Raw genomic sequence first — 25,585 nt, 5'->3', positions numbered from 1 at the left:
CAGTCGTCGGGTTCCTGATCCCCTGCCCGCCGGGCGAGTTAGCGGCGGCCAGATGATTTGCCGAATACCCCTACCGGGTATATGGTGCCGGTCGGAGGTGGACGGCATGAGACACGAACACAGGACCCACACTGATCCGACCGGTGAGTCGCAGCACCAGGGGCATCAGGTGCAGGTGGGCGAGCACAACAGCGGTGGACCGCATGACGGACATCTGGGCAATGCTCAGCCGGCGGGCAGCCACAACGGCGGCCACCACGACCACGCGGGGCACGGATCCACCGGTGGGCACGGGGCCCATGACCAGCACGCGGGACACGGCCACGGGGCCCATGACAAGCACGCGGGGCACGACCCGGAGCAGTTCCGGCGTAAGTTCTGGCTGAGCTTCGCGCTGACGATTCCGATCGTGGCGACCAGCCATATGGTGATGGGTTGGTTCGGCTACACCCTTGACTTTCCTGGCATGAACTGGGTTGGACCGGTTCTCGGGTCGGTGGTGTTCTTCTACGGAGGCTGGCCGTTCCTGGTCGGCGGCGTCCGCGAGGTACGCGACCGGGCTCCAGGGATGATGCTGCTGATCTCGATGGCGATCGCCGTGGCCTACGTCGCCTCGATGGCCACCAGCCTCGGCGCGTTCGATCTGGATTTCTGGTGGGAACTGGCCGCGCTGGTCACGATCATGCTGCTGGGGCACTGGCAGGAGATGAAGGCGATCGGCCAGGCGCAGGGTGCCCTCGCCGCGCTGGCGGCGCTGCTCCCGGATGACGCCGAACGGGTCCACGACGACGGTGCTGTGCACCGGGTATCGGTGTCCGAGCTGCGAGTGGGCGACGTGGTTCTGGTTCGCTCCGGGGGCAGGGTGCCGGCTGACGGCCGGATCATCGACGGTGCCGCCGAGCTGGACGAGTCGATGATCACGGGGGAGTCCCGGCCGGTGCCGCGCGGCGTGGGCGACCGGGTGGTGGCCGGCGCGGTGGCCACCGACTCCGCGCTGCGGGTCCGGGTCGACGCGGTAGGCGAGGACACGGCGCTGGCCGGCATCGGCCGGCTCGTCGCGCAGGCGCAGGCGTCCAGCGGCCGGGCCCAGGTCCTGGCTGACCGGTTCGCCGCAATGCTCTTCTACGTCGCCTCCGCCGCCGCGTTGGTCACCTTCGCCGCCTGGTGGGCGCTGGGCGATGTTGACCAGTCCGTGGTGCGGACGGTGACGGTCCTGGTGATCGCCTGCCCCCATGCCCTCGGTCTGGCTATCCCGCTGGTGATCGCGCTGTCCACCGCGGTGTCGGCGAAGGCGGGCATCCTGGTCAAGGACCGCATGGCGCTGGAGCGGATGCGCACTGTCGACGCGGTGCTGTTCGACAAGACCGGGACCCTGACCAAGGGCGCCCACACGGTTACCGACATGGCCGCCGCCAGCGGCGTCAGCGAAATCGAGGTGCTGCGGGTCGCCGGCGCGGTCGAGGCCGACAGTGAGCACCCTCTCGCCAAGGCTCTGGTCAAGGTCGCGCAGGACTGGGGGCTGCGCGCGACCGCCCGGGATTTCCGGTCCCTGACTGGTCGAGGGGTCCAGGCGGTCGTCGACGGCACCACCTGGGCGGTCGGCGGCCCCGCCCTGCTGCGGGAACTCGGCGTAGCGGTCCCCGAGGACCTGGCCACGATCACACGGGGATGGTCGGCCCGTGGTGCGGCCGTGCTGCACCTGATCCGTCTGCCCGAGGACGGCCAACCGGCCGCGGTGGGCGCGTTCGCCTTGGAGGACGAGGTTCGTCCGGAGGCCCGCCAGGCCATCTCCGACCTGCGCGAACAGGGCATCAAGAAGATCGTGATGATTACCGGAGACGCCCGTCCGGTTGCCGAGGCGGTCGCCGCCGACCTCGGGTTCCGGCCGGGGGTGGATGAGGTCTTCGCCGAGGTGCTGCCCGCGGACAAGGACCGGGCGGTCGCCGAGCTGCAGGCACGGGGGCTGACCGTGGCGATGGTCGGCGACGGCGTCAACGACGCTCCGGCCCTGGCCCGCGCCGACGTCGGCCTGGCGATCGGTGCCGGCACCGACGTCGCCATCGAGTCCGCCGGGGTCATCCTGGCCTCGTCGGACCCGCGTGGGGTCACGGGCGTGATCCGGCTGTCTCGGGCGTCGTACCGGAAGATGATCCAGAATCTGGTCTGGGCCGCCGGGTACAACGTGGTGGCGATCCCGCTCGCCGCTGGAGCGCTGGCCTGGGCTGGGTTCACGCTCAGCCCGGCGGTCGGTGCGGTGCTGATGTCCGTCTCCACCATCGTGGTGGCGCTGAACGCCCAGCTGCTGCGCCGGGTCAAGCTCACCGCCGAACAGCACTGACACCCAACGACGGCGGCGCGGCCGGGATTCATCCCTACCGCGCCGCCGCACCGTCCCTGACCGGGGTGGAGCCGATTCGGGACCCCGGCTCAGGGCGTCATCGCCTGCCACGTCACGCCTGCGTTAGCACTGCGCAGCACCTGGCCATCCTCGGTCGCCAGGTAGATGACGTTCTCGTGCACGGTGAGGGCGGCCGGGGTACCCGGCGCCCGGCCGGCGGTGGGCGACCATGTCGCGGCCGCGTCGGCGGAGCGCACCAGTGCGCCGTCCGCCGTGACTGCCAGCAGCTCCCGCGGGGACCAGTGCAGTAGCACCGCCCGCGGGCCGCCAGCCGGAGTCCAGGTACGGCCACCGTCGGTGGAGCGGCGCATGCCCTGCTCAGTCGTTGCCAGCAGGGTGTCTGGCCGGCTGGGATCGACCGCCAAGTCGTAGGCCTCGATGGTGGAGCGGGATTGCCAGGTGATCCGGTCACTGCTGGCCATCAGGGTGCCGCTGGTCGAATCGAGGCCGTACACGATGCCGCCGGAGGAGCGCAGCAGGTGAAAGTCGGCTTGCCCAGCCAGGGAAAGGCTCTGCCAGGAGCGGCCGGCATCGGTGCTGTGAATGAGCCCCAGGTGCCTGGGCCCGTCCTCGTTCGCGGCAGGGTGTCCAGAGGCGAGGAACTCGTTAGGGCCGGTCACCGTGAAGCCCATGGTGTCCTGCTGGCCGTCCCCGACCCGCGTCGCCTCGGCGTCGGAGAGCCGGAATACGCCGTGGTGGGTCGCCACATACAGCTGCCCGTCAGCGGGGTTTACGCCGAGGCCGTGCACGTGGCTGAGCTGACCGCGTCCCGACGCCGTCGAGGCGGTCGAGGTGGCGGCGTCCTCACGCCAGCTGTTCGCGATGGCCGCGGCTGCGACGAGCAGGAGGACGCTGACGGCCACCCCCACCCAGGCCATCCGATTCTGCCCCTTGAGGGCCACACTCAGCTCCCTTGCCTCGACTCCGCGATCTGCAGGCAACGCGGGACCATCCCGCAGCCGCGCCCCGATGGTAAGCCATCTACTATCGCTCGCTAGTAGTAGCCTCGTGGAGGCGTAACGGTCTAGACGTGACCGCGACAGGTCGGGTGGGCGCCCTCTGGCGCAGCGAGGAGGTTACCGGTGCGTCAGGTTACGGCGGCGCCTGGCCAGGCGATGCGGCGCGCGGCGTCGGTGGCCGCAGCCGCAGTGCTGGCTGCGGCGGTCGGATCCGTGCTGCGGTTCGATCCCACCGATCGGGTCGCCGACCCGACCGGCCCCTGCCTGTGGCACTCCCTCACCGGCATCAACGGCCCAGGCTGTGGCGGCACCCGCATGTTCTACTACCTGTTGCACGGCGACCTCGCCGAGGCCGCGCGCCACCACCTGGCCGCGCTGATCGCGGTGCCATTCCTGGCATACCTCGGCGTACGCTTCCTCGCCTCGGCCTGGCTCGGGCGCGAACTACCCGCGCTGCGCCTGCCCGCGTGGATCTACGGGATGTACATCGTCTTCTTCCTGCTCTACAGCACGGTGCTGCGCAACCTGCCGTGGGCGCCGTTCTCCTGGTTCGATATCCCTAACCTGACGCCGTAAGCCCGGCCGTCACACGGCCCATCCCGCCCGGCCGCCGCGCACGTGCCACTTCTCCGCCAGGCGCGACTACTCGCCCCTTATGCCACCTACTATCCTGGATCGGTATGAACAGGACAGCATGCCAGCGCCCGGCCGGGTTAATCAGCCCGCCGCGGGTGCTGCTGCTCGTCCTGCTGGCCCTCGGTGTCGCCGGCATGCACACCTTCGGCCACCAGGGCCACGCGGCGAGCGGGCACGAGAGCACTGCCGCCGACCTGCCGCACGCGCTCACCGCTGCTGGTCCAGACGGCTTCCACGAATTGCGTCAGATCGCGCAGGTAGGTGAACCGACGACAGGCGGCGGCACCGATTTGGATCTCTTCTCGGTGTGCCTGGCGGTGCTCGGCGCGTTCGGGTGGGCCGTCGGACTGGCTCTGTTGCGTGTGCGATCCCACCGCAACAGGCGTGCAGTCCGGACTGGTCACGCAGCCCGCAGGGGTGGGCGCGGCCCACCAGCTCCGTCGCTGGGGCTGCGCCTCGCTGTGGTGTCGGTGTCGCGCATATAGGAACGCGGCCGGTCAAGCGACCGCCAATTGCCTGTATCGCCACACCATCAACCGAAAGGCATTCCTTTACCATGAAGCGCACCATTGTGCTGCGCCGGGCACTGCTGACCGGGGTCACGCTGTCCGCTGTCCTCGCGACCACCGCAGCATGCGGCGATGACATGAGCGGCATGGACCACGGCAGCGGCAACAGCCCGGCCGTCACGGCATCGGCTTCGGCGCAGACCAGCGCCACCGTCAACGACGCCGACGTCATGTTCGCCCAGATGATGATTCCGCACCACCAGCAGGCCGTCGAGATGGCCGATCTCGCGCCGACCCGTGCCAACGACCCTGAGTTGAAGGAACTCGCGGTGAAAATCAAGGCCGCGCAGGACCCGGAGATCACGACCATGACCGGCTGGCTGACCGCGTGGGGCAAGCCCACCGCCGCCCCCGAGGGGCACGACATGCACGGCACGGGCTCTGGAATGGCCGGCATGGCCAACGACGAGCAAATGAACAAGCTCAAGGCGGCCAAGGGCACCGAGTTCGACAAGATGTTCGCCCAGATGATGATCGCCCACCACAACGGCGCCATCGAAATGGCCAAGACCGAGCAGGCCAACGGCGCTAACCCCGAGGCCAAGGCTCTCGCCGCAAAGATCGAAGCGGACCAGGCCGCCGAGGTGCAGACCCTGCAGAAGATCCTCGACCGCCTGTAAGCATGACCAGACGGCGGCCGGACCCAACATGGGTCCGGCCGCCGCCGCGTTGCTGGGGCCTGTGACGTTAGGAAATGGATGCACGGCTGGCGTATCTGTGGCGCTATGCCCGATTTTCGTCGGCTCGGCGGGGGTGTGGCCAAGGCGCCTGAGCCATGATCGCGGAATGCCTGCTGGCCATGGCCGGTTGCCCAGATGTACGCCGGAGCGGCACCGCCCCGGCGTTCGCCATATCCGGCCCTCGAAGCCAGATGGCGGATCCCCGTGATGCCAGCCGATAAACACCTCGGTCTGGTCACTCCGAGGAAAGGTGACAAACGATGAACACCCGCACGCACTGGGCTACGGCTCGTACCGCACTGGGGCGCCGCAGCGCGCTCGGCGTAGCAGGACTGGCCCTCATCGCGACCGGCGTCGCAATCCCGGCGACGGACGCGCTGGCCGCGCCGTCATCGGTGCCATCGGTCGCCGCCGTGCAGCAGGCAGAGAAGAAGTCGGACAAGCGCGTCGACTACCGGTTCCAGGAGCAGCCCAACATCTACTTCTGCGGCCCGGCGTCGACCCGCATCGCGCTCAGCGCTCAGGGCAAGATTCAGAGTCAGGACGAGCTGGCGGCGAAGCTGGGCACCACGGTCGCCGGGACGGCCTCGGCCTTCGACGTCACCCGCGTGCTCAACGAAGAGCTGGGTAAGGACGTCTACAAAACCGGAGAGATCCCGAACGACACGGCCACCGCAGACGAGGTGCGGCGCCTCAAGGATGACCTGACCACCGCGATCGATAACGAACGCGTTCCGGTGGTGAACGTCATCGGCGCTGGCACCGACGTAGACGGCGTCTCGCGCGACTTCCCGGTCGGGCACTACCTGACCGTGGTCGCCTATGACGGCGACCAGGTGAAGATCGCCGATCCGTGGCAGCCGGTCGGCGACGGCACCTACTGGATGTCGGTCGGGGAGTTGGCCGAGTGGGCTGCCTCGCGCGGCTACTCCGCCTGAGGCCCACGCTGAGCAACAACACCGAATGCGGCGGCCCTGGACGCACAACGCCCAGGGCCGCCGCATTCCTCTTATCTGTCGGCGCCGGAAACCGCAGACGGATGTCTGGCGTTCAGACGTCAGCGTAGGCTGACGTGCGTGTGGGAGGCGGTGTGTCGTTGAACGGCCTGGGTGAGTTGGAAGCCGCCGTCATGGACGTGCTGTGGCAAGCGGGCGAGCCCTTGCCGGTGCGTGAGGTGCTCAAAATGCTGACCGGACGCACCCTGGCCTATACCACCGTCATGACAGTGCTGGACAACCTGCACCGCAAGAAGTGGGTGCTGCGTGACAAGAGCGGCAAGGCCTACCACTATCGCCCCGCCGGCAGCCGGGAGGAACTCGTGGCTCGAACCTTGCGGCGCATGCTGGAGACGAGTCTCCAGCCCGACGTGGTGCTGCTGCACTTCGCCCGTTCGGCATCCGACCGGGAACTGACGGTGTTGCGGCAGGTGCTCGACGAGCGGTCGGATCGCCGGTGAGCCCGGCCGTTGCCCTCATCGTCGGTGCGTTCGTCGTAGCCTGGCGGGCCCCGGCCCTGCTGGACCGCGCCTTGGGTCGAGTTTGTGATCCGGTCGCCGTGCTGCTCGCCTGGTGGGGCAGCCTGGCCGCAGTGCTACTGACCTTCACCGCCGGGGTGGGGTTGCTGCTCGCGCCCGCCAACAGCGTCGAGGACTGGGCAGAGCATCTCGCGCACCACTGTTGGCTCGCGGTGCGCCATGGCAGGCTGCCGGCGCAGGACGTGGTCCTCGGCGTCGCCGGCGTGGTAGGGGTCGCTGCGTTGGCCGCGCGTTGCGTGGTCGTGGCCATTCGGCAGTGGCGTGCCCAGCGCGAGTCCCGACAAGCGCACCAGGACCTAGTGACCCTGCTCGGCGAAACCCTTACGCCAGAGCGCGAACCAGTGTTGCGGGTTCCGCACCGCGCGCCACTGGCCTACAGCGTTGGTGGCCGCCGGGGACTTCTCGTCGTCAGCGCTGGCGTCCTGCGGCTGCCTGCGGCGCAACGCGCAGCGGTGGTGTGTCACGAGCGAGCCCACCTGCGCGGCCGCCACCATCTGATCGTCGCCTTCGCCGAGGTCCTCGCCGCAGCCGCACCGTGGGTGCCGCTGACCCGCCGCGCCCCGGGCGCCATGCGACTTCTGGTCGAGCTGTGCGCTGACGCGGTCGCCGTGCGCGCCTGCGGCGCGCCCGCAGTTCGCGCGGCGCTGATCGCCCTCAACGGTGCCCCACACCCCGGGCACGCCCTGCCGATGGCTGGATCGGACGTGCCGACGCGGCTGCACCGACTGCAGACCGGGACACTGGGCTATCGAACTTCGGCCCGAATCGCACTTCCGCTGGCCGCAGTGTTCGCGCCGGCACTCGTGAGTGTCGCCACCGCTGTCTTCTTCTGCGCCTGAGCTGATGTGGCCTGCGGCCCTTGAGGTAAGACCACCATCTCTAGGGGACAGGCACCGGGGCGATGCTTGCCGAAGGCGGGCTGGCACCGGCAGCGCCGTCTGCGTGCGGGTTTCGTCTCTCAGGCGCTCGCTGACTAGGTGCCGCATCCGACGGCGTTCGCTCTGCTCTGGCGGGGCTACCTGCACCCGCTCCACCGTTCGGCGATCCTGTGCGCACCTGCGGCTTCCGCCGGTCGGTGCCGGCGCTCCTCCAGCTTGCTTCACCTACTATCGCCGCATCGTAGATGGCCGCTATTGTCGTTCCGTAACTGCCTGACGACGGCTGTCGGACCAGATGCCGCCGCGGTACGCCATGTGGGACAGGCCCGGGCGGGGGGAGCGAGATGATGAGTAACGGGTATGGGCGGGCCAGGCGGTACGAGCAAAGCGTGGCGGTCCTCCGTCCGGTCGCATGGTCCGCTCTGTTGGGCGCAGTAGCCGCGGTGGCGTTTGCGAGCCCGGTGTATGCCGAACCGCCGCTGCCCAATGTCGTCCCCGACGCGGGGACGCGGCCGGTGCCGGTTGGACCTATGCCACTGCCTGGCGGCCAAGCGACGACAACGCCGAGCCCTGAGGGCCGAAGTGCTTTGCCGTCGACGAATCCCCTCGCCGGGCAGATCCTCGCCCTGGAAACCGAGGTAGCTGCCCTCGGCGAGCGGTTGCTTCTGCTAGGGCAGGACCAGACACGGGCGAGCGTCTCCCTTAAGAACTCCGAACGGCAGCTACGCGAGGCACGGGACGTTCTTCAGCGGGCACGGCAGAGTCTCGTGCCCGCTGCCGCCGATGCCCTCAAGCAGGCCGCCGCATGGCCCTCTGGTGCCGTGAACTCCGACCTGCGTGAGATAGGCGCGCTAGCCCGCACCTATCGCGGACAGCAGGACAACATCGATATCGACGCCGCCGCTCGCGAGCTACGACAGGCGCAGGTTGCCGAACGACAGGCTTATACAAAGCACAGCGCGGCAGCCGCGGCTGACATGGCGGCTCGCGGCCGATACAGCTCCTTGGAGGCGACCTACAAGCAACGTGAGGCGGCGTTGCTTGCGCTCAAACGACGCAACGCCGATGAGCTGGTTGCGATTGAGCGGCAACGCGAAGCCGCGGAACAACGTCTCGGCGTCGATGTCATCGGTAGTGGCAGCATCGCCGGCAAGGCGGCACACCCGCGGGCTATGGCCGCCGTTCGCTTCGCACTCGCGCAGCTAGGCAAGCCCTATGAGTGGGCCGCTGAAGGCCCTAGCCGTTACGACTGCTCAGGGCTGATTTGGGCCGCGTACCGCTCCACGGGTGCCGACTACGACCAACTCCCACGCGTGTCACGCGACCAGTACTACGCCACGCGAGGGCGCACCGTCGACCGCAACGCGCTGCTCCCCGGTGACCTGGTCTTCTTCGCCTCCGGTGCCAGCTGGAACACCATCCACCACATGGGCATGTACATCGGCAACGGCAAGATGGTCCACGCGCCGACCACCGGTGACGTCGTCAAGGTCTCCACCGTTTGGTGGTCGCGATTCTTCGCCGCCACCAGGGTTATCCCAGAGGTGCCGTCCCCCCAGACGCCTACCGCCAAACCCACCCCCAAGCCCACGGAACCTAAGCCGCCAACCCCGCGGCCCACGCCCACCGCAACGGCGAACCCACGCCCGACCCCGAGCAACACGCCGAAGCCCACTCCCGCGCCGACCACGCCCCGTCCGACCGCCACGCCAACCCACACGAGCATCCCCAGCCCCACTACCACGGGGAGCGCCACCAGCGCCCCCATACCGTCGGCCACCTGGAATTCCTCCCTATCGTGATCCCTGCTCACGGGCACCCAACCCGGGCGACTGACATCGCCCACCTTTCACCGGCGTCATGTTGCCACCGCAACAAGGTCATTGGGTAGGCAGCAGCTCCCCCACCCACGACGGCAGGTGTCCGCGATCTCGCCGGTCTTCCTCCGGCCGGCCGGTGACGAGAGACCCGATCGCGCCTGCAAGCGCCAATCTTCATGCCACCGCCACGACCCCGCGCTGGCGGGGTGGTGACGATGATGGTTGACCGCGTCCTCGTGAACCGCATCGTTCGCGGCTCGGCTCCCACTCCTGGCGTTCCTTGACGAGAGGCGAGCACGCGTTCACGGTCGCCTCGGCCGGGGTGACAACTGCCCTTCCCCTCGTAGCGTGGAGGCCAGAGCTTGAGGGATAGAGGTTCATGGCTGAGACGAGACGCCAGTTCGATCCGGAGTTCCGGGCGGGCGCGGTGCGCATCGTGCGCGAGACGGGCAAGTCAATCGCTCAGGTCGCCCGCGACCTGGGGATCAACAGCGGGACCCTGGCGAACTGGGTGAAGAGGGACCGCGAGACTCGCGGTGAGGCCGCTGCTGGGCAGCTGGCAGAGGACGAGCGGGCGGAGCTGGCACGGTTGCGGCGGGAGAACGCGGAGCTGGCGATGGAGCGTGATGTCCTCAAGCGATCCGTGGTCCTGTGGGTCAAGGAAGCGACGGGCCGGTGAGCGTGGCCGCCTTCATCGCTTCCCAGAGGACCGAGCACGACGTGCCGCACGCGCTAGCCTGCCGGGCCCTGGGGGTGTCCGAGTCATGGTTCTACAAGTGGCGTGACCGGCCGCCAACGCGCCGCGATGACCGGCGTGCTCGATTGTCGGCCGCGGTCCAGAAGGTGTTCGACGACTCGGGTGGCACCTACGGCAGCCCGCGCATCGGCATCGAGCTGCGCGAGTCCGGCTGGCAGGTCTCCGACAACACGATCGCGCAGCTCATGGCCGAGCTGGGCTTGGCCGCCCGGGTCAAGCGCCGCCGGCGGGGCCTGACCCGCCAAGGTAAGCGTCCGGCCGCACCGGACCTCATCAAGCGGGTGTTCACCGCGCCGGCGCCGGATGTCGCCTGGTGCGGCGACATGACCGAGATCCGCACCGACGAGGGCAAGCTCTACCTGGCCACCGTCATCGACCTGTACTCCCGTCGCATCCTCGGCTACGCGATGGGCGCCCATCACGACGCCGGGCTGGTCGTCGCCGCGCTGAACATGGCCGCCGTCACCCGCGGCGGCTGCGTGGACGGGGTGATCTTCCACAGCGACAGGGGCAGCGAGTACACCTCGGCCGACTTCGACCGGGCCTGTGCCCGGTGGAAGGTACGCCAGTCGATGGGCCGGGTCGGGTCGTGCTTCGACAACGCCGTCGCCGAGGCCACCTTCTCCACCATCAAGGTCGAGTACGTCCACCGCCGTCACTTCCGTACCCGTACCGAGGCACGCCTGAAGATCGCCACCTGGATCACCGACTTCTACAACCGGCGCCGCCGGCACTCCGTCTGCGACTGGCGATCCCCCATCGACTACGAACGATCAGAGACCCGCGCCCTGGAGGCCCAGGCCGCATAACGGAGCCCTCCACGATTCCAGGGGATTGACACAACTGCTCTGATCGCTCCGCCTGTAGTGGTGGCGGTAGCGCAGCAGCTGCCTCGCGTGCCGTTGGGCTGGCCGGTGACCCATGCGGTGTTGAGCAAACGCCGAAGTTGAGCATCGCGGTGGCCAGGATCCGCCATGCGCGTCATGGATGCCCTGCCCACCCAGCCCAACTCACTGATCGCCTCGCCGTCCCTTTGGCAGACCGCATCGACGTCCGGATGTCGCAGTTGGACGATGTCCGTGACTGCCGACCGCGATTCTCGATGTAGTGAAAGAGTCTCCCTCTGTAGTTATAGCTGCCCAGGCGCTAGGCTTGCGTCGGCGAATATCGGCTATTGCCATCCTTTCAGCCGTTATGCGTAGGGGGGATCCGTGGCGCGACGTCACTGGCTGGGCCGGACGCCGCGGGCACCTCTGGCCACTCTCCTGGTCGCCCTGGTGGCGGCAGGTCTGGTCACGCTTGTCGGCTGGTGCACGCCATCCGCCCCGGCCCATTCCACTCCGCCCGGTCACCACGGCCATCCGGTCGGTCACCATGGCAATCCGCCCAATGCATCGCTCAGTGTCGATGGCGCCGACTCATCGGTCGCGGGCAGCCCAGTGCGTTCCGAGGGATGTTCACATCCTGCCCCAGTGGCAATGGTCATGCCCTACAGATCCGTCACCGAACTCATCGGCCCCCCTGCGCTGCTCACCCACAGGCACCACATGGACGGCGGCCCTCTATCCGCCAGCCAACGGCCATCCCATTTGACGCATTCGTCGATGCCGCTCGTGACGGCAGGAACATCGTCGTCGGTCCTTCGCATATAGGGGCCCCAGCAGCGCGGACACCCACAGGGTCCGCGCTTCCCGGCGGTGACCATAAGCGTAGACGAGAAGACGAGAGGCATCTTGTGGCGAAGTACCTTCACGCCCCCTACGGCGTTGCAGACCATCCTGTCCCCGGTGCGGCGATGGCCGCATCGACTCCCGAACACTTGGTGGGAAATACTCCGGTCCTGTGGATTCCCGACCTGACTGGGCACAGTGAGGCGGGCTTCTGGGCCAAATTGGAAGGCCACAATCCTGGCGGGATCAAGGACAGGCCCGGCCTTTACCTCCTGGATCAGGCACGAAGGAGAGGGAACCTCGCTCCGGGAGCACCAGTTGTCGAATCCACCTCCGGGACCCTCGGGCTCGGGCTGGCCTTGGGCGGGATGCTTTACGGGCACCCGGTCACGTTGGTCACCGACGCGGGGATGGAGCCCCACATGCGGCGCCTGTTGGCCGCCTACGGTGCCAGGGTCGAAGTCGTCGACAGGCCGCACCCGCAGGGTGGTTGGCAGCAGGCACGCCGGGATCGGGTCGCCCAGTTGCTCGCGGAACAACCAGACGCCTGGTGCCCCGACCAGTACCACAACCCGGATAACGTAAAAGCCTACGAGGGACTGGCCCGGGAACTGGCAACGCAGCTCAACCACGTCGACGTGTTGGTCTGCAGCGTCGGCACCGGTGGCCACAGCGCCGGTGTCTCCCGTGTGCTTCGGGAGACGAACCCGGACCTGCAGCTGGTTGGGGTCGACACCGTGGGGTCGACGATCTTCGGTCAACCCGATCGGCCGCGCCTTATGCGAGGGCTGGGCAGCAGCATCTACCCCCGTAACGTCGACTACGGGGCCTTCGCGGAAGTGCACTGGGTGTCCCCGGCCGAAGCGGTGTGGGCATGTCGGCGTCTTGCCGCTGCCCGCTACCTCACGGGCGGATGGAGCGTAGGTGCCGTAGCGGTTGTCGCTTCCTGGGTCGCCCGTACCCACTCTCCGTCCACTCGGGTCGCAGCAGTTTTTCCCGACGGGGCGGCTCGCTACGTCGACACCATCTTCAACGACGACTACTGCCGCCGGCATCACCTGTTGGATCGGCCGCCGGCCCCGCAACCCGAGCACCTCGGTCACCCGCAGGAGCGCGAGGTTACCCGCTGGACCCGCTGCGACACCGTCATCGATCCCGCACAACACCAGCGTGCCGAAGCCGAACCGTTGCCGGCGGCTGGCGCAGAGGACAGCAGAATCAGCAGCGGCCAAGGAGCGCGCTGGGACGCCAGGAGACAATGGTGAGGAACACCTGGCGCCAAATCGGCTCGTTTGACCGGCCCCTTCAACTGTTGATGGTCAACCAGCTCGGCATCAATCTCGGCTTTTACATGTTGATGCCTTACCTGGCCAATTATCTCGCCTCGGGTCTGGGCATGGCCGCCTGGACCGTGGGCTTGGTCCTAGGCGTGCGAACGCTCAGCCAGCAGGGCATGTTTCTCATAGGCGGCATGCTCGCCGACAAATTCGGTTACAAGCCCATGATCGTTCTCGGCTGCGCCCTACGTACCATGGGATTCGCGCTGCTCGGCCTTGGCGCAGACCTGCGCACTCTACTGATCGCATCGGTGGCCACCGGGCTCGCTGGCGCGCTGTTCAATCCTGCGGTGCGGGCATACGTCGCGGCGGAGGCAGGAGAACACCGCGTCGAGGCGTTTGCGGCGTTCAACATCTTCTATCAAGCCGGCATTCTCATCGGGCCGGTCGTGGGACTTGCCCTGATCAGCGTCGACTTCCGGCTCGTCTGTGCGACCGCGGCGGCGATCTTCCTGGTGCTCACCGTGGTGCAGGTGCGTGCCCTACCGGCGCGGTCCGCACCCACCGTTGATGCACGGCAAGACGGTGTCAGTCGGCTGCGAGCGGACTGGCGCCAGGTCATCGGCAACCGCTCATTCCTGCTGTTCTCCCTGGCCATGATTGGTTCCTACGTGCTGTCATCGCAGATCTACCTCGCACTGCCATTGCAGGCCGCAAAGGTGCTGGGGGAGAGCGGCGCCATCGGCAGCAGCGCCCTGTTCGCCCTCTCCGCCGTCGTGGCCATCATCGGGCAGATTCGGGTCACCAGCTGGGCCCGGCAGCGCTGGGATTCCGGCAAGGCGGTCGCCGCCGGCCTAGTCCTGATGGCAGTGGCGTTCCTGCCGCTGGCCGCGACCGCCGGGCTGACCGCCCGTCAGGGTTCCATGGGCACGGCCACGGTGGCGATTCTTCCGACTCTGGTCGCCACGGTGCTGCTCACCTTGGGTGCCGTGGTGGCGTACCCGTTCGAGATGGACACCATCGTGGCGCTAGCCCAGGACCGGCTCGTCGCGACGCACTACGGGCTGTACAACACGTTCGCCGGCATTGGGATCACCGCCGGGAACCTGGCCACGGGTGCTGTCTGGGGACTTGCTCAGCGTTGGGAGTTTCCCGCGCTGCCCTGGCTAGCACTCGCCGCGACGGGGGGAGCCTGTGCCGGTGCGGTCACGCTGCTCGCCCGCTCCCATCGACTCGAGCCTGCCTCTGCACCGGCCCCTGCCACAGCCGACACGGCCATCTCGCAAGGAGCGACTTCACGATGACAAATCGCCTCGCAGTCAGCTCAGACGACGTGTTTGCCGCCGCGAAACGGCTCTCCGGTGTTGCGCATCGGACGCCCGTGCTGACCTCACGCACCTTGAACCAGCGGACCGGTGCCACGTTGTTCGTCAAATGTGAGAATTTCCAGCGCGTCGGCGCTTTCAAGTTCCGAGGGGCATACAACGCCGTGTCGCGGTTGGACGATGGTGCCCGCCGTCGTGGCGTCATCGCCTTCTCCTCAGGCAACCATGCACAGGCGGTTGCACTGGCCGCGCATGTCCTCGGCTCCCGCGCCGTCGTCGTGATGCCGCGTGACGCACCGGCGTCCAAGGTGACTGCCACCGCCCAGTACGGCGCCGAGGTGGTTATGTTCGACCGGTACACCGACAATCGGTTCGAGATTACCGACCGGCTCGCCGCCGAGCGCAGGTTGACGGTGATCCCACCCTATGATCATCGGGACGTGGTCGCTGGTGCGGGCACGACGGCGGTGGAGCTTTGGGACGACGTCGATGGCTTGGACGCGCTGGTCGTTCCGCTGGGCGGTGGGGGGCAGTTGGCCGGCTGCGCCACCGTCCTTCGGGTGATTGCGCCCACCACGCGCATTATCGGGGTGGAGACTGAGGCCGGGGATAAAAACCGGCGGTCTCTGCGGGCCGGTCAGCCGATCCGCATTCCGGTGCCCCGCACCATCGCGGACGGAGTGACCGGGGAACGGACCGGAGACGTGACGTTTCCGATCATTCAGCGGCTTGTGGACGACGTCGTCGTGGTCACCGATGAGGAGATTCTTACGGCAATGAAATTTCTGTTCGACCGGATGAAGATCGTTGTCGAGCCGAGCGGTGCCCTTGCCGTAGCCGCGATGCTGGCCGGCCGGGTCCGAATGCTGCACCGCCGGGTGGGGTTGATCGTCTCCGGCGGGAATATCAGCACGGGCCTGTTCGGGCAGCTCATCGCCGGCACGAGTCCCAGCGACTGAAGCGCACGGTCCGGGCGGTCATCCCGCATGGGGCGCCGCCCGGACCGAGTCCATCAGCTGCTACCCACCGACCAAGTGTCAGGTGCGGAGCGCGGACACTGTCGGCCACCCTCCTTGCCAGACGAGGAAGGGCCGAGTAGTCGATCTGGGCATGGCGGCGGGCCGCCAGGCGGATCAGCGCATCGCCCAAAAGGCGGAAGATGGTGATCAAGGGCAGCCCGTGGTTCAACCGGGCGCTACCTGCCGCGCGCTGCACACCACGTCGTCCAGCAGAGGTATGCCCGGACTGGGGTGGTCGTTACCAGTCCTCCCGCGCCGTGGCATGACGTCCACTCTCCGAGCGTCGAAGTGTGAGGAGGGCCATATGATCACCCTGGGTGATCGGAGTTTGTCCTGCCTAGCCTCGTCGAATGCGTGACGACGGCACCCTCGACAACCGGCAGGGCCTCGGCGATCCGACTGACCGTTCGGACGATACCCCATCCACCGATCGTTCGGCCGCCTCCCGTGCGACCCCGGCTCCCCTCAGTCCCCGCACTCGGCCAAACCAAGCCCTCGGTCTAGCCAACCTCCTCGCCCGCCTCAACGCCTTCGGTAACCCGTTCGCCGGCCGACCCGTCCGACCCCGTGTCGTGATGGCCACCGGTGTGGTCTGCTGCCTCGGCCTGGTGGGCCTCGCCCAGGTCAATCGCGGCGCAGCCGACGAGACCGGCGAGCCCATCAACCGCACGGAGATCGCCCAGCGGGCGGAGCGGGACGCTGCCTCACGGGGGAGCGCACGCCAGGCGTCGACGCCAGCCGTCCTCCCGGCCGACCCGGACATCGCTCCGTCTCCGACGCAGGAAAAGCCCAAGGCCGAGCCAAAGCCAAAGGCCAAGCCAAAACCCAAGGCCAAGCCGAAGCGGATTGCGCCAGTGGCCGGGCTGGACGAGGCTCAGATGGACAACGCCAAGGTAATCGTCCGGACCGGGCGTGACATGGGCGTGCCCCGTCGGGGCCTGGTCATCGCCGTGGCCACCGCCATGCAGGAGAGCAACCTCTACAACTACGCCAGCGGCGTGCTGCCGGAGTCACAGAACTACCCGCACCAGGCCGTCGGCTGGGACCACGACTCCGTCGGGCTATTCCAGCAGCGCCCGAGCACCGGCTGGGGTCCGGTGGGCCGGCTGATGGACCCAGAGTTCGCTACCCGGCAGTTCCTGACCGCGCTGCAGGAGATTCCCGGCTGGCAGGACCTGCCGTTGACCGTCGCTGCGCAGGCCGTGCAGGTTTCCGCGTTCCCGGATCTGTATGCCCAGCACGAGTGGCGGGCCGCCGAGGTGGTGGACACGATCGTTGGCAGCTGACCGGACGGACTCGACCTGGTGACATCCCGATCCGGCCAAAGACTCAAACTCGCTGACCTGTGGGAGCTTTGGGAGCGCTAGTGCCTCGTCATGCAGCCTTGAACGGGTAATCCGGGTGGCGGATCTTGGAGCCGGTGGCGAATCCGGATTTCGGTTTGGCGCGGTGGTTGCGCCAGCGGATGTAGTCGCCGATGGCGGAATCCTGCTCGGCGTGGCTGCGGTGGTCGGTGCCGTTGAGGGCGAAGTACCGCACGGCGGCGAACTCGGCCTCGATCCAGTTCAGCCAGGAGGCGTAGGTCGGCAGGAACACCAGCTCCACGCGGTTGGCCGCGCACCAGGCACGGACCTCGGGGTGCTTGTGTGGGGAGAAGTTGTCCACGACCAGATAGAGCCGCTGGTCGGGCCAGCGGCGACGCAGGGTCTTGAGGAAGCTCAGGAACTCGCGCCAGCGTTTGCGGTCACGGATGCGGTAATGCAGGCGCCCGGTGGCCAAGTCGAGGGCAGCGATCATGTGACGCACACCCTGGTCACGGGTGTACGTGGCCCTCAGCCGAACTGGTTGGCCCTGCGGGCGCCAGGCACGGCCGGGACGGGGTTGCAGGTTCAGTGGCCCGAACTCATCGACGCAGAGCACCCGCCCATCGGCCGGCGGGTGGTCGTAGAGGTCCAGGACCCGGCGCAGCTTGGTCGTGAAGTCCGGGTCTGTGCTGGCCTTCCACGTCTTGGCGGCCTGCCAGGACACGCCTCGCTCGTGCAGGATCCGCCGGATCGTCTCGACGCTGATCGCCGTCGCGTAGCCGGCGTCGATCAGGTAGTCGCGCAGCTTGGCCAGGGACCAGCAGGAGAACGGCCGGCCGAGGAAGCGGGGGTCGCACCGGGCGATGACGCAGATCCAGTCGCGGGTCTGTTCATCGATCCGTCTCGGTGCGCCCCCACTCCATTTTGGGTCCAGCGCGTCGAACCCCCGCTCGTTGAACGCGTGGATCACGTCCCGCACGTAGTCCTCAGTCACCTTCAACAGGTGAGCGATGTCCGGGGCCGGCTGGCCCTGGGCGGACATCAGCACCACGATCGCCCGGCGCAGCTTCACCGGGTCCTTCGCCGTCCGGGTGATCCGCTGCAACCGCTGACCCTCAGCCATCGACACCTGCCGGACGAACACCTCCGGGCGCCTGCCCACCGGCCACCACCTCCCACCGTGAACGATGAGAGACAGCCTGCCCGATCCGTCCTCAGAACCGACGGATTACACGATCAACGTTCAAAGACGAGGCACTAGATCCGCTGCCATGCACCTCCCGAAATCTCTCGCACGTCATCCATCCCAAGCGAGTTGCCTGAGCCTCACCATGTTTCGCACCGAGGCGGCGGTAGGAGACTGATTGGCGGCGCAGCAGGCGGCAGGCGCAGCAGCCGGCCGCCTGCTACCCCATCACAGGCTGAAGACTTCCGGATTTAGCGCCCGCGGGAGGGGCGGCTCCACGGCATTGCGGTGACACCTGATGCTCACGACGGCGAGGCATTCCGCCGCTTCGGAGAGGGGATCGAGCAGGGAGGCACTGCCGTCGATGACGCGCTCGCCATCGAAAGCTCACCCGGACCGGACTGGCCACCCCTGGAGCTGCTGGTCCTGCGTGAACTACCCACTTACCGGCTCGGCGTGTGCATCGTTGTCGAGAGCCCGCCCCGCGAGCCCGACTCCGCAGTCCACGTCGGCTCGGTTACGACATGCCGCCCGACGTAGTTCTCGCCGCACGTTCGTGGCCGGCTGGTCATCACCGCTCGTTAGTGCCGGATTCTGCTTCTAGTGCCTCGTCTTTGAACGTTGATCGTGTAATCCGTCGGTTCTGAGGACGGATCGGGCAGGCTGTCTCTCATCGTTCACGGTGGGAGGTGGTGGCCGGTGGGCAGGCGCCCGGAGGTGTTCGTCCGGCAGGTGTCGATGGCTGAGGGTCAGCGGTTGCAGCGGATCACCCGGACGGCGAAGGACCCGGTGAAGCTGCGCCGGGCGATCGTGGTGCTGATGTCCGCCCAGGGCCAGCCGGCCCCGGACATCGCTCACCTGTTGAAGGTGACTGAGGACTACGTGCGGGACGTGATCCACGCGTTCAACGAGCGGGGGTTCGACGCGCTGGACCCAAAATGGAGTGGGGGCGCACCGAGACGGATCGATGAACAGACCCGCGACTGGATCTGCGTCATCGCCCGGTGCGACCCCCGCTTCCTCGGCCGGCCGTTCTCCTGCTGGTCCCTGGCCAAGCTGCGCGACTACCTGATCGACGCCGGCTACGCGACGGCGATCAGCGTCGAGACGATCCGGCGGATCCTGCACGAGCGAGGCGTGTCCTGGCAGGCCGCCAAGACGTGGAAGGCCAGCACAGACCCGGACTTCACGACCAAGCTGCGCCGGGTCCTGGACCTCTACGACCACCCGCCGGCCGATGGGCGGGTGCTCTGCGTCGATGAGTTCGGGCCACTGAACCTGCAACCCCGTCCCGGCCGTGCCTGGCGCCCGCAGGGCCAACCAGTTCGGCTGAGGGCCACGTACACCCGTGACCAGGGTGTGCGTCACATGATCGCTGCCCTCGACTTGGCCACCGGGCGCCTGCATTACCGCATCCGTGACCGCAAACGCTGGCGCGAGTTCCTGAGCTTCCTCAAGACCCTGCGTCGCCGCTGGCCCGACCAGCGGCTCTATCTGGTCGTGGACAACTTCTCCCCACACAAGCACCCCGAGGTCCGTGCCTGGTGCGCGGCCAACCGCGTGGAGCTGGTGTTCCTGCCGACCTACGCCTCCTGGCTGAACTGGATCGAGGCCGAGTTCGCCGCCGTGCGGTACTTCGCCCTCAACGGCACCGACCACCGCAGCCACGCCGAGCAGGATTCCGCCATCGGCGACTACATCCGCTGGCGCAACCACCGCGCCAAACCGAAATCCGGATTCGCCACCGGCTCCAAGATCCGCCACCCGGATTACCCGTTCAAGGCTGCATGACGAGGCACTAGCTGAGTGAGGTGACTTCGCAGGTCTTCATCCGTGGGCTCGATCAGAAAGGTGCCGTCGGGCCATAGCAGCGTGGGGATGCGTCGGCGCCCCCGCTGCAGCCGCCGAACGAGTGTGGTGGCGGCTTTGTCCTGGTCGAGGTCGACGTAGTGGTAGGTGACGCCAGCGGCGTCGAGCACTGACCGGCTGCGCCGAACGTCGGGGCACCAGTCGGTGCCGTAGACCACGAGCCCGGGACTGGTGGGGTGGTGGTCGGGACGATTCACACCGGTCATGTCGGCTCCTGAGACTGTGATGATGACGAGCGACGGCAGGGGTGCGGCCGGTTGTATCGCCTGCGACTCGAAGGGACACGACCGGCCATGGGGTTAACAGACGAGCTGGTGGCCGACCCGTTCGACCGCGCTGCGTACGTCGGCGGTCTCCAGGGCGAGGCGACGCGCGTGATGCCGACGCCGGCGCTGCTGTGACTGCTCACGGACTTGGCGCAGCCCCGCAGGTCATTCCCGGACACGGTGTAGGTGGCTGGATGAGTCTGCCAGCCACCTACAGCCAAACGTCCGCACCAGGCGAGGTCACGTCAGGAATCAGCCGCGCTTCATGAGGCGGCCGACGGCGGCCATCATCTCGGTGGCCATCTCGTCGGCCCGGCCATCGGCTGCCCCCTCGTGCATGCAGTGCCGGGCGTGCCCGTCGAGCAGGCCGAGGGCGACCTTGTCCAGGGCGGCCTGGATCGCGGAGATCTGGGTGAGCACGTCGATGCAGTAGCGGTCGTCGTCGACCATCTTCTCGATGCCACGGACCTGTCCCTCGACGCGGCGCAGCCGCGCGAGCAGTTGGTCCTTGCTGGCGGTGTATCCCCTGGTCGGGGTCGGCGTGGGTGCGGTCATGAATCCAGGATAGCCTACCCCTCGGGGGTATGCTACGGTCATCAGGAGTTCATACCCCCTCCAGGTACTAGTTTGACTGGGCGATCGGGATGTGTTCGCCCTTCAGGTACCCCTGGTGGGTATCTGCTGAGAGAATGCGAGAGGAGCGTTCCATGACCACCACGACGTACCAGGTGAAGGGCATGACCTGCGGACACTGCGTCAACTCGGTCAGCAGCGAGATCAGCGCCATCGCGGGGGTCAGCGACGTCCAGGTCGACCTGGCCACCGGACAGGTCACCGTGACCAGCGAGGCGCCGTTGGACCCCGCGGCCGTACGCGCCGCCGTCGACGAGGCCGGCTACGACCTCGTCGACGCCTGACAGCCCCCACCAACCCGAAGAACCGAGGTGCCAGTCACATGAACACGGCGACGAAGCTGAGCGGTTTCGCCCTCGGCCTCGCGGTGTTGTTCGGCGCGACGTACGGGGTCGGCCGGGTGGCCGACCCCGTGGCGCCGCCCGCCGAAGCCCCGCACGACGCCACCGGGGGGCACGGCAACGACGGCGGGGCCGGACACGGGGGCGACAACGGAGCAACGGCGCACCTGCCCGGCGGCCTGCTCGTCTCCGACCGCGGGTACACCCTGCGTCCGGTGGACGCCCCGGCCGGGCAGTTCGCCTTCCAGGTCACCGGCCCGGACGGCCGGGCGGTCACCGCGTACGACGTGGCGCACGACAAGCGCATGCACCTGATCGTGGCCCGCCGCGATCTCTCCGGCTTCCGGCACGTGCACCCGGAGATGGCGCCGGACGGCACCTGGCGGGTCGACTCGCCGCTCGCCGGGCCCGGCGTGTGGCGGGCGTTCGCCGACTTCACCCCGACCGGGGGCGAGGCGCTGACCCTCGGCGTCGACGTGACCGTCCCCGGCGCGCTGACCGGGCACCCCCTGCCCGCGCCGGCGACCAGCACCACGGTCGACGGCTACACCGTCACGCTCGCCGGCGCTCCGCAGCCCGGCCGCACCGCCGAGCTGACCCTGAGCGTGAGCCGCGGCGGCGCGCCGGTCACCGACCTGGAGCCCTACCTGGGCGCGTACGGCCACCTGGTGGCGCTGCGCCAGGGCGACCTGGCGTACCTGCACGTGCACCCCAACGGCGAGCCCGGTGACGGGCGGACGCGGCCCGGCCCCGAGGTGAGCTTCTCGGCCGAGGTGCCGTCGGCCGGCGCCTACCGGCTCTACCTGGACTTCAAGCACGGCGGCGTCGTGCGTACCGCCGAATTCACCGTCGTCGCCGGCAGCCCGACCGCGCCGGGTGTCCCGGCCACGACAGGCACCCCGACGGCGGGCACGCCCGCCGCCACGAGCTCCCCGACCGCCGACGCCGGCCACGGCGTCCCCGGTCACGGGCACGACTGAGGGACCGTGATGACGATCAGCAGCAAGCCCCTGGCGTACGCGCCGAACCAGATCGAGCTGGCGATCGGCGGGATGACCTGTGCCTCCTGCGCCTCCCGGATCGAGAAGAAGCTGAACCGGATGGACGGGGTGACCGCCACCGTCAACTACGCCACGGAGAAGGCCACCGTCCGGTACGCCGACGAGGTCACCCCGGACGACCTGATCGCCACGGTGGAGAAGACCGGCTACACGGCGGCCCTGCCGCCCCCGCCCCGGTCCGCCGGAGACGCACCGGCCGCCGAGCCGGTGGACGAGCTGCGCGTCCTGCGTACCCGGCTGTGGGTCTCGGCCCTGCTCACCGTGCCGGTGATCGCGCTGGCGATGGTGCCCGCCTGGCAGTTCGACTTCTGGCAGTGGCTGTCGCTGACCCTGGCCGCCCCGGTCGTGGTCTACGGCGGGCTGCCCTTCCATCGGGCGGCCTGGATCAACCTGCGGCACGGCGCGGCGACCATGGACACCCTGGTCTCGCTCGGCACCCTGGCCGCGTTCGGCTGGTCGGTCTGGGCCCTCTTCCTCGGCACCGCGGGCACGCCGGGGATGACCCACCCGTTCAGCCTCGCGATCAGCCGCTCCGACGGCGCCGGCAACATCTACCTGGAGGCGGCGGCCGGGGTGACCGTGTTCATCCTCGCCGGCCGCTACTTCGAGGCGCGGGCGAAGCGGACCGCCGGCGCGGCCCTGCGCGCCCTGCTGGAGCTGGGCGCCAAGGAGGTCGCGGTGCTGCGGGGCGGCACGGAGACCCGGATCCCGGTGGACCAGCTCGTGGTGGGGGACCGGTTCGTGGTCCGGCCCGGGGAGAAGATCGCCACGGACGGCGTGGTCGACGAGGGCACCTCGGCGGTCGACGCCAGCATGCTCACCGGCGAGTCGGTCCCGGTCGAGGTCGGCCCGGGCGACTCCGTGGTCGGCGCGACCGTCAACGCGGGCGGCCGGCTGGTGGTCACCGCCACCCGGATCGGCGGCGACACCCAACTGGCCCAGATGGCCCGGCTGGTCGAGCAGGCGCAGACCGGCAAGGCGGCGGTGCAGCGGTTGGCCGACCGGATCTCCGGCGTCTTCGTGCCGATCGTGATCGCCCTCGCGGTGGGCACCCTCGGTTGGTGGCTCGGCAGCGGGTCGGGCGCCACCGCCGCGTTCACCGCCGCCGTGGCGGTGCTGATCATCGCCTGCCCGTGCGCCCTCGGGCTGGCCACGCCGACCGCCCTGCTGGTCGGCACCGGCCGGGGCGCGCAGCTCGGCGTCCTGATCAAGGGGCCGGAGGTGCTGGAGTCCACGAAGCAGGTGGACACGGTCGTGCTGGACAAGACCGGCACCGTCACCACCGGTCGGATGACCCTGGTGGACGTGGTACCGGCGACCGGCGAGGACCGCGCGGAGCTGCTGCGGCTCGCCGGGGCGTTGGAGTCCGCCTCCGAGCACCCCATCGCCCGGGCCATCGCCGCCGGCGCGGCCGAGGCGGGCACGCTGCCGCCGGTGGCCGGCTTCGTCAACGCCGAGGGGCTCGGGGTGAGCGGGACCGTCGAGGACCGGGAGGTGCTGATCGGCCGGCCCCGGCTGCTGCGCGAGCACGGTCTCGACGTACCGGAGGAGGTCGCGCGGGCGGCGGCCACGGCGGAGGCCGAGGGGCGGACGGCGGTGCTGGCCGGCTGGGACGGTCGGGCCCGGGGCGTCCTCGCGGTGGCCGACGTGGTCCGCCCGACGAGCCGGGCGGCGATCGCGCAGCTGCGCGCGCTCGGCCTGACGCCGGTGCTGCTGACCGGCGACAACACGACGGTCGCCCGGGCGGTGGCCGCCGAGTTGGGCATCGACGAGGTGGTCGCCGAGGTGCTGCCCGCCGACAAGGTCGACGTCGTGCGGCGGCTCCAGGGCGAGGGGCGGACGGTGGCGATGGTCGGTGACGGGGTCAACGACGCCGCCGCGCTGGCCCAGGCGGACCTCGGCCTGGCGATGGGTTCCGGCACGGACGTGGCGATCGAGGCGTCCGACCTGACCCTGGTGCGGGGCGACCTGATGGCCGCCGTGGACGCGATCCGGCTCGCCCGGCGCACCCTCGGCATCATCAAGGGCAACCTGTTCTGGGCGTTCGCCTACAACGTGGCGGCCCTGCCGCTGGCCGCCGCCGGCCTGCTGAACCCGATGATCGCCGGCGCCGCGATGGCCTTCTCCTCGGTCTTCGTGGTCGCCAACAGCCTCCGGCTGCGGGGCTTCCGCGCCGTCAGCTAGAGACCGCACGTCAAGGCGCACCTGCCACGGCAGGTGCGCCTTGACATGGCTTCGAGTCAGGGCTGTAGCAGCTCTCTGGACATTTCGTTCAGCGTCGCGAGCCCTGAGTCGACGAATCGACAGAGAACCCCGGCAGACAGGTACGTCATCGCAGCTGATCGCGAAGGTTGTTCATTTCCGTAATGTCCTGGAGTTGCTCATCGTGGATCTTTCTCGCCAGATCAGCCGCCTCGCCGCTACCGGTGGACAACTCCATGTCCGCCATCATGATCGCCGACATGTGGTGAGCACTGAACGCGTCCAACCACGCAAGGTCGAACTCCTTGCCGGACAGGGCCTGCAGTTCGCTCATCTCCTGCTCGTTGAATCTCGCCAGCGGCGGTTCCGGCGGCTGCGCGGTCATGTTCCCGCCCTGGGCGACCCGTCGGAGCTCAGGCAGCTGAGCCTGCTGGTTACGCAATGAGCGCTCAGCCGCCGCCTTTACTCCGGGCGTGGATGCCTTGTTCACCGCCAGCTGGGCGAGCTCGGTGCCCTCCTCGTGGTGGGAGACCATCATTGCCGCGAACATGGCCGATCCGTGCCCGGACGCTGCCGGAACCGGCGTGCTCGGACTGGCTGTCGCGACGGCTGCGGTGACCGGCACTCCGTCGCCGCATCCCCCGACGGCAATGGCCAGTGCGACCAACGCACCTGACCCTACGAGTCGGAACCGTCTCTTGCTCATGCATGCCTCCAAATGACCAGCAAGGGGCCTAGACAAAGGATTAGTTCGAAAGCGGCAAGCAGCGGCCGCGGATAGCAGGGCTTCGGGCGGCAGCGCATTCCCTTCCCGCCGCTGCTCTAACGTGGCTGTGCCCGCCTGCTGGGAAACAAGAGGGTCGTCCGGCTGGGCGAGCTGGTTCGGCACCGGTAAACCCGGAGGCGGTGAGCCCCCAGGCCGGATACCGGCAGCCGGAGAAGACATCCCTGCCAACATGGTCAAACGTAGGTGCGGAACCCCAGGTAGCAGCTACCGACTCTGTAACGCTCGCGGATGGCTAGTGCGGTTGCAGTGGCGCAATCCTCTTCTGCAGCGCCGCGGACCTGCGCCCGTCGGTCAGCAGCTCCGAGTGAATCTTGTTGTATTGCTCGATGACTGGCTCGAGCTTCTCCCACACCGGGTCGGGCTGCCGTTCAATCTCCGCCGGCGGCGGCTCGGCAGCAGCTGGCGTAGTAAACG

General features: G+C 68.6%; 23 protein-coding genes. 17 read left to right on the top strand and 6 right to left on the bottom strand.

Going from position 1 to position 25,585, the window contains the following annotated elements:
- The first annotated feature begins 52 nt into the window (after positions 1-52).
- On the top strand, positions 53-2,338 hold the full coding sequence (locus CLT72_RS10990; RefSeq protein WP_486484239.1) for a heavy metal translocating P-type ATPase: 2,286 nt from the start codon (positions 53-55) through the stop codon (positions 2,336-2,338).
- A gap of 89 nt (positions 2,339-2,427) precedes the next feature.
- On the opposite strand, the gene CLT72_RS10985 is transcribed toward CLT72_RS10990, so the two are convergent.
- A complete protein-coding gene (locus CLT72_RS10985; RefSeq protein WP_101411348.1) occupies positions 2,428-3,300 on the bottom strand; it encodes a F510_1955 family glycosylhydrolase in 873 nt (290 codons plus the stop codon).
- A 180-nt stretch (positions 3,301-3,480) separates the two neighbouring features.
- Between CLT72_RS10985 and CLT72_RS10980 the strand changes: the two genes are divergently transcribed.
- A complete protein-coding gene (locus tag CLT72_RS10980; protein WP_101411346.1) occupies positions 3,481-3,933 on the top strand; it encodes a DUF2752 domain-containing protein in 453 nt (150 codons plus the stop codon).
- Positions 3,934-4,070: 137 nt separating this feature from the next.
- Here the strand turns inward: CLT72_RS10980 and CLT72_RS10975 are convergent, their stop codons facing one another.
- Positions 4,071-4,397, bottom strand: coding sequence for a hypothetical protein (locus CLT72_RS10975; RefSeq protein WP_101411344.1), 327 nt, complete (start codon positions 4,395-4,397; stop codon positions 4,071-4,073).
- A 152-nt stretch (positions 4,398-4,549) separates the two neighbouring features.
- Between CLT72_RS10975 and CLT72_RS10970 the strand changes: the two genes are divergently transcribed.
- The 11 genes from CLT72_RS10970 to CLT72_RS10920 all read left to right on the top strand — a co-directional run bounded on the left by CLT72_RS10970 (position 4,550) and on the right by CLT72_RS10920 (position 16,808).
- A complete protein-coding gene (locus tag CLT72_RS10970) occupies positions 4,550-5,182 on the top strand; it encodes a DUF305 domain-containing protein (RefSeq protein WP_101411342.1) in 633 nt (210 codons plus the stop codon).
- A 320-nt stretch (positions 5,183-5,502) separates the two neighbouring features.
- On the top strand, positions 5,503-6,180 hold the full coding sequence (locus tag CLT72_RS10965) for a C39 family peptidase (RefSeq protein WP_101411340.1): 678 nt from the start codon (positions 5,503-5,505) through the stop codon (positions 6,178-6,180).
- Positions 6,181-6,332: 152 nt separating this feature from the next.
- Positions 6,333-6,698, top strand: coding sequence for a BlaI/MecI/CopY family transcriptional regulator (locus tag CLT72_RS10960; RefSeq protein ID WP_486484238.1), 366 nt, complete (start codon positions 6,333-6,335; stop codon positions 6,696-6,698).
- Positions 6,695-7,615, top strand: a complete 921-nt coding sequence (locus CLT72_RS10955) for a M56 family metallopeptidase (RefSeq protein ID WP_101411338.1) — start codon at positions 6,695-6,697, stop codon at positions 7,613-7,615. The genes CLT72_RS10960 and CLT72_RS10955 overlap by 4 nt, the downstream gene beginning before the upstream one ends.
- A gap of 428 nt (positions 7,616-8,043) precedes the next feature.
- The gene (locus tag CLT72_RS10950; protein ID WP_486484237.1) at positions 8,044-9,456 is read left to right on the top strand and encodes a C40 family peptidase; all 1,413 of its coding nucleotides are present in this window, start codon (positions 8,044-8,046) and stop codon (positions 9,454-9,456) included.
- A gap of 397 nt (positions 9,457-9,853) precedes the next feature.
- The gene (locus CLT72_RS10945; RefSeq protein ID WP_088981155.1) at positions 9,854-10,153 is read left to right on the top strand and encodes a transposase; all 300 of its coding nucleotides are present in this window, start codon (positions 9,854-9,856) and stop codon (positions 10,151-10,153) included.
- Positions 10,150-11,040, top strand: coding sequence for an IS3 family transposase (locus CLT72_RS10940; RefSeq protein WP_101409310.1), 891 nt, complete (start codon positions 10,150-10,152; stop codon positions 11,038-11,040). Before CLT72_RS10945 ends, CLT72_RS10940 begins: the two co-directional genes overlap by 4 nt.
- A gap of 644 nt (positions 11,041-11,684) precedes the next feature.
- Entirely contained in the window at positions 11,685-13,166 is a 1,482-nt protein-coding gene (locus CLT72_RS10935; RefSeq protein WP_486484236.1) for a PLP-dependent cysteine synthase family protein, read from the top strand.
- The gene (locus CLT72_RS10930; protein WP_486484235.1) at positions 13,163-14,482 is read left to right on the top strand and encodes an MFS transporter; all 1,320 of its coding nucleotides are present in this window, start codon (positions 13,163-13,165) and stop codon (positions 14,480-14,482) included. The genes CLT72_RS10935 and CLT72_RS10930 overlap by 4 nt, the downstream gene beginning before the upstream one ends.
- Positions 14,479-15,462 (top strand): pyridoxal-phosphate dependent enzyme, encoded by a 984-nt coding sequence (locus tag CLT72_RS10925; protein ID WP_101411332.1) that lies wholly within the window; start codon positions 14,479-14,481, stop codon positions 15,460-15,462. Before CLT72_RS10930 ends, CLT72_RS10925 begins: the two co-directional genes overlap by 4 nt.
- Positions 15,463-15,872: 410 nt before the next feature.
- Positions 15,873-16,808 (top strand): peptidase M23, encoded by a 936-nt coding sequence (locus CLT72_RS10920; protein WP_101411330.1) that lies wholly within the window; start codon positions 15,873-15,875, stop codon positions 16,806-16,808.
- Positions 16,809-16,896: 88 nt separating this feature from the next.
- Here the strand turns inward: CLT72_RS10920 and CLT72_RS10915 are convergent, their stop codons facing one another.
- Positions 16,897-17,988 (bottom strand): IS630 family transposase, encoded by a 1,092-nt coding sequence (locus CLT72_RS10915; RefSeq protein ID WP_486484234.1) that lies wholly within the window; start codon positions 17,986-17,988, stop codon positions 16,897-16,899.
- Positions 17,989-18,711: 723 nt separating this feature from the next.
- On the opposite strand from CLT72_RS10915, the gene CLT72_RS10910 reads away from it, so the two are divergent.
- A complete protein-coding gene (locus tag CLT72_RS10910; RefSeq protein ID WP_486484234.1) occupies positions 18,712-19,803 on the top strand; it encodes an IS630 family transposase in 1,092 nt (363 codons plus the stop codon).
- On the opposite strand, the gene CLT72_RS10905 is transcribed toward CLT72_RS10910, so the two are convergent.
- Both CLT72_RS10905 and CLT72_RS10900 read right to left on the bottom strand, forming a co-directional pair.
- A complete protein-coding gene (locus CLT72_RS10905; RefSeq protein WP_101411328.1) occupies positions 19,782-20,087 on the bottom strand; it encodes a glutaredoxin domain-containing protein in 306 nt (101 codons plus the stop codon). The genes CLT72_RS10910 and CLT72_RS10905 overlap by 22 nt on opposite strands.
- Before the next feature lie 312 nt (positions 20,088-20,399).
- Positions 20,400-20,702, bottom strand: coding sequence for a metal-sensitive transcriptional regulator (locus CLT72_RS10900; RefSeq protein WP_101411326.1), 303 nt, complete (start codon positions 20,700-20,702; stop codon positions 20,400-20,402).
- Positions 20,703-20,854: 152 nt separating this feature from the next.
- Between CLT72_RS10900 and CLT72_RS10895 the strand changes: the two genes are divergently transcribed.
- From CLT72_RS10895 to CLT72_RS10885, 3 genes are read left to right on the top strand one after another with little or no spacing between them, the layout of a single operon-like run.
- Positions 20,855-21,064: a cation transporter gene (locus CLT72_RS10895; RefSeq protein WP_101411324.1), complete on the top strand. Its 210-nt coding sequence runs from the start codon at positions 20,855-20,857 to the stop codon at positions 21,062-21,064.
- A gap of 38 nt (positions 21,065-21,102) precedes the next feature.
- Complete coding sequence (locus CLT72_RS10890; RefSeq protein WP_101411322.1) at positions 21,103-22,101, top strand: hypothetical protein; 999 nt, start codon at positions 21,103-21,105, stop codon at positions 22,099-22,101.
- A gap of 9 nt (positions 22,102-22,110) precedes the next feature.
- A complete protein-coding gene (locus tag CLT72_RS10885; RefSeq protein ID WP_101411320.1) occupies positions 22,111-24,366 on the top strand; it encodes a heavy metal translocating P-type ATPase in 2,256 nt (751 codons plus the stop codon).
- Positions 24,367-24,511: 145 nt separating this feature from the next.
- Here the strand turns inward: CLT72_RS10885 and CLT72_RS31895 are convergent, their stop codons facing one another.
- A complete protein-coding gene (locus CLT72_RS31895) occupies positions 24,512-25,051 on the bottom strand; it encodes a DUF305 domain-containing protein (protein WP_158242015.1) in 540 nt (179 codons plus the stop codon).
- Positions 25,052-25,585 lie beyond the last annotated feature (534 nt).

This window comes from Micromonospora sp. CNZ309 (genome assembly GCF_002846525.1).
Note: the sequence above shows the minus strand (reverse complement) of the source record. Positions and strands in the feature narration are given on the sequence as shown.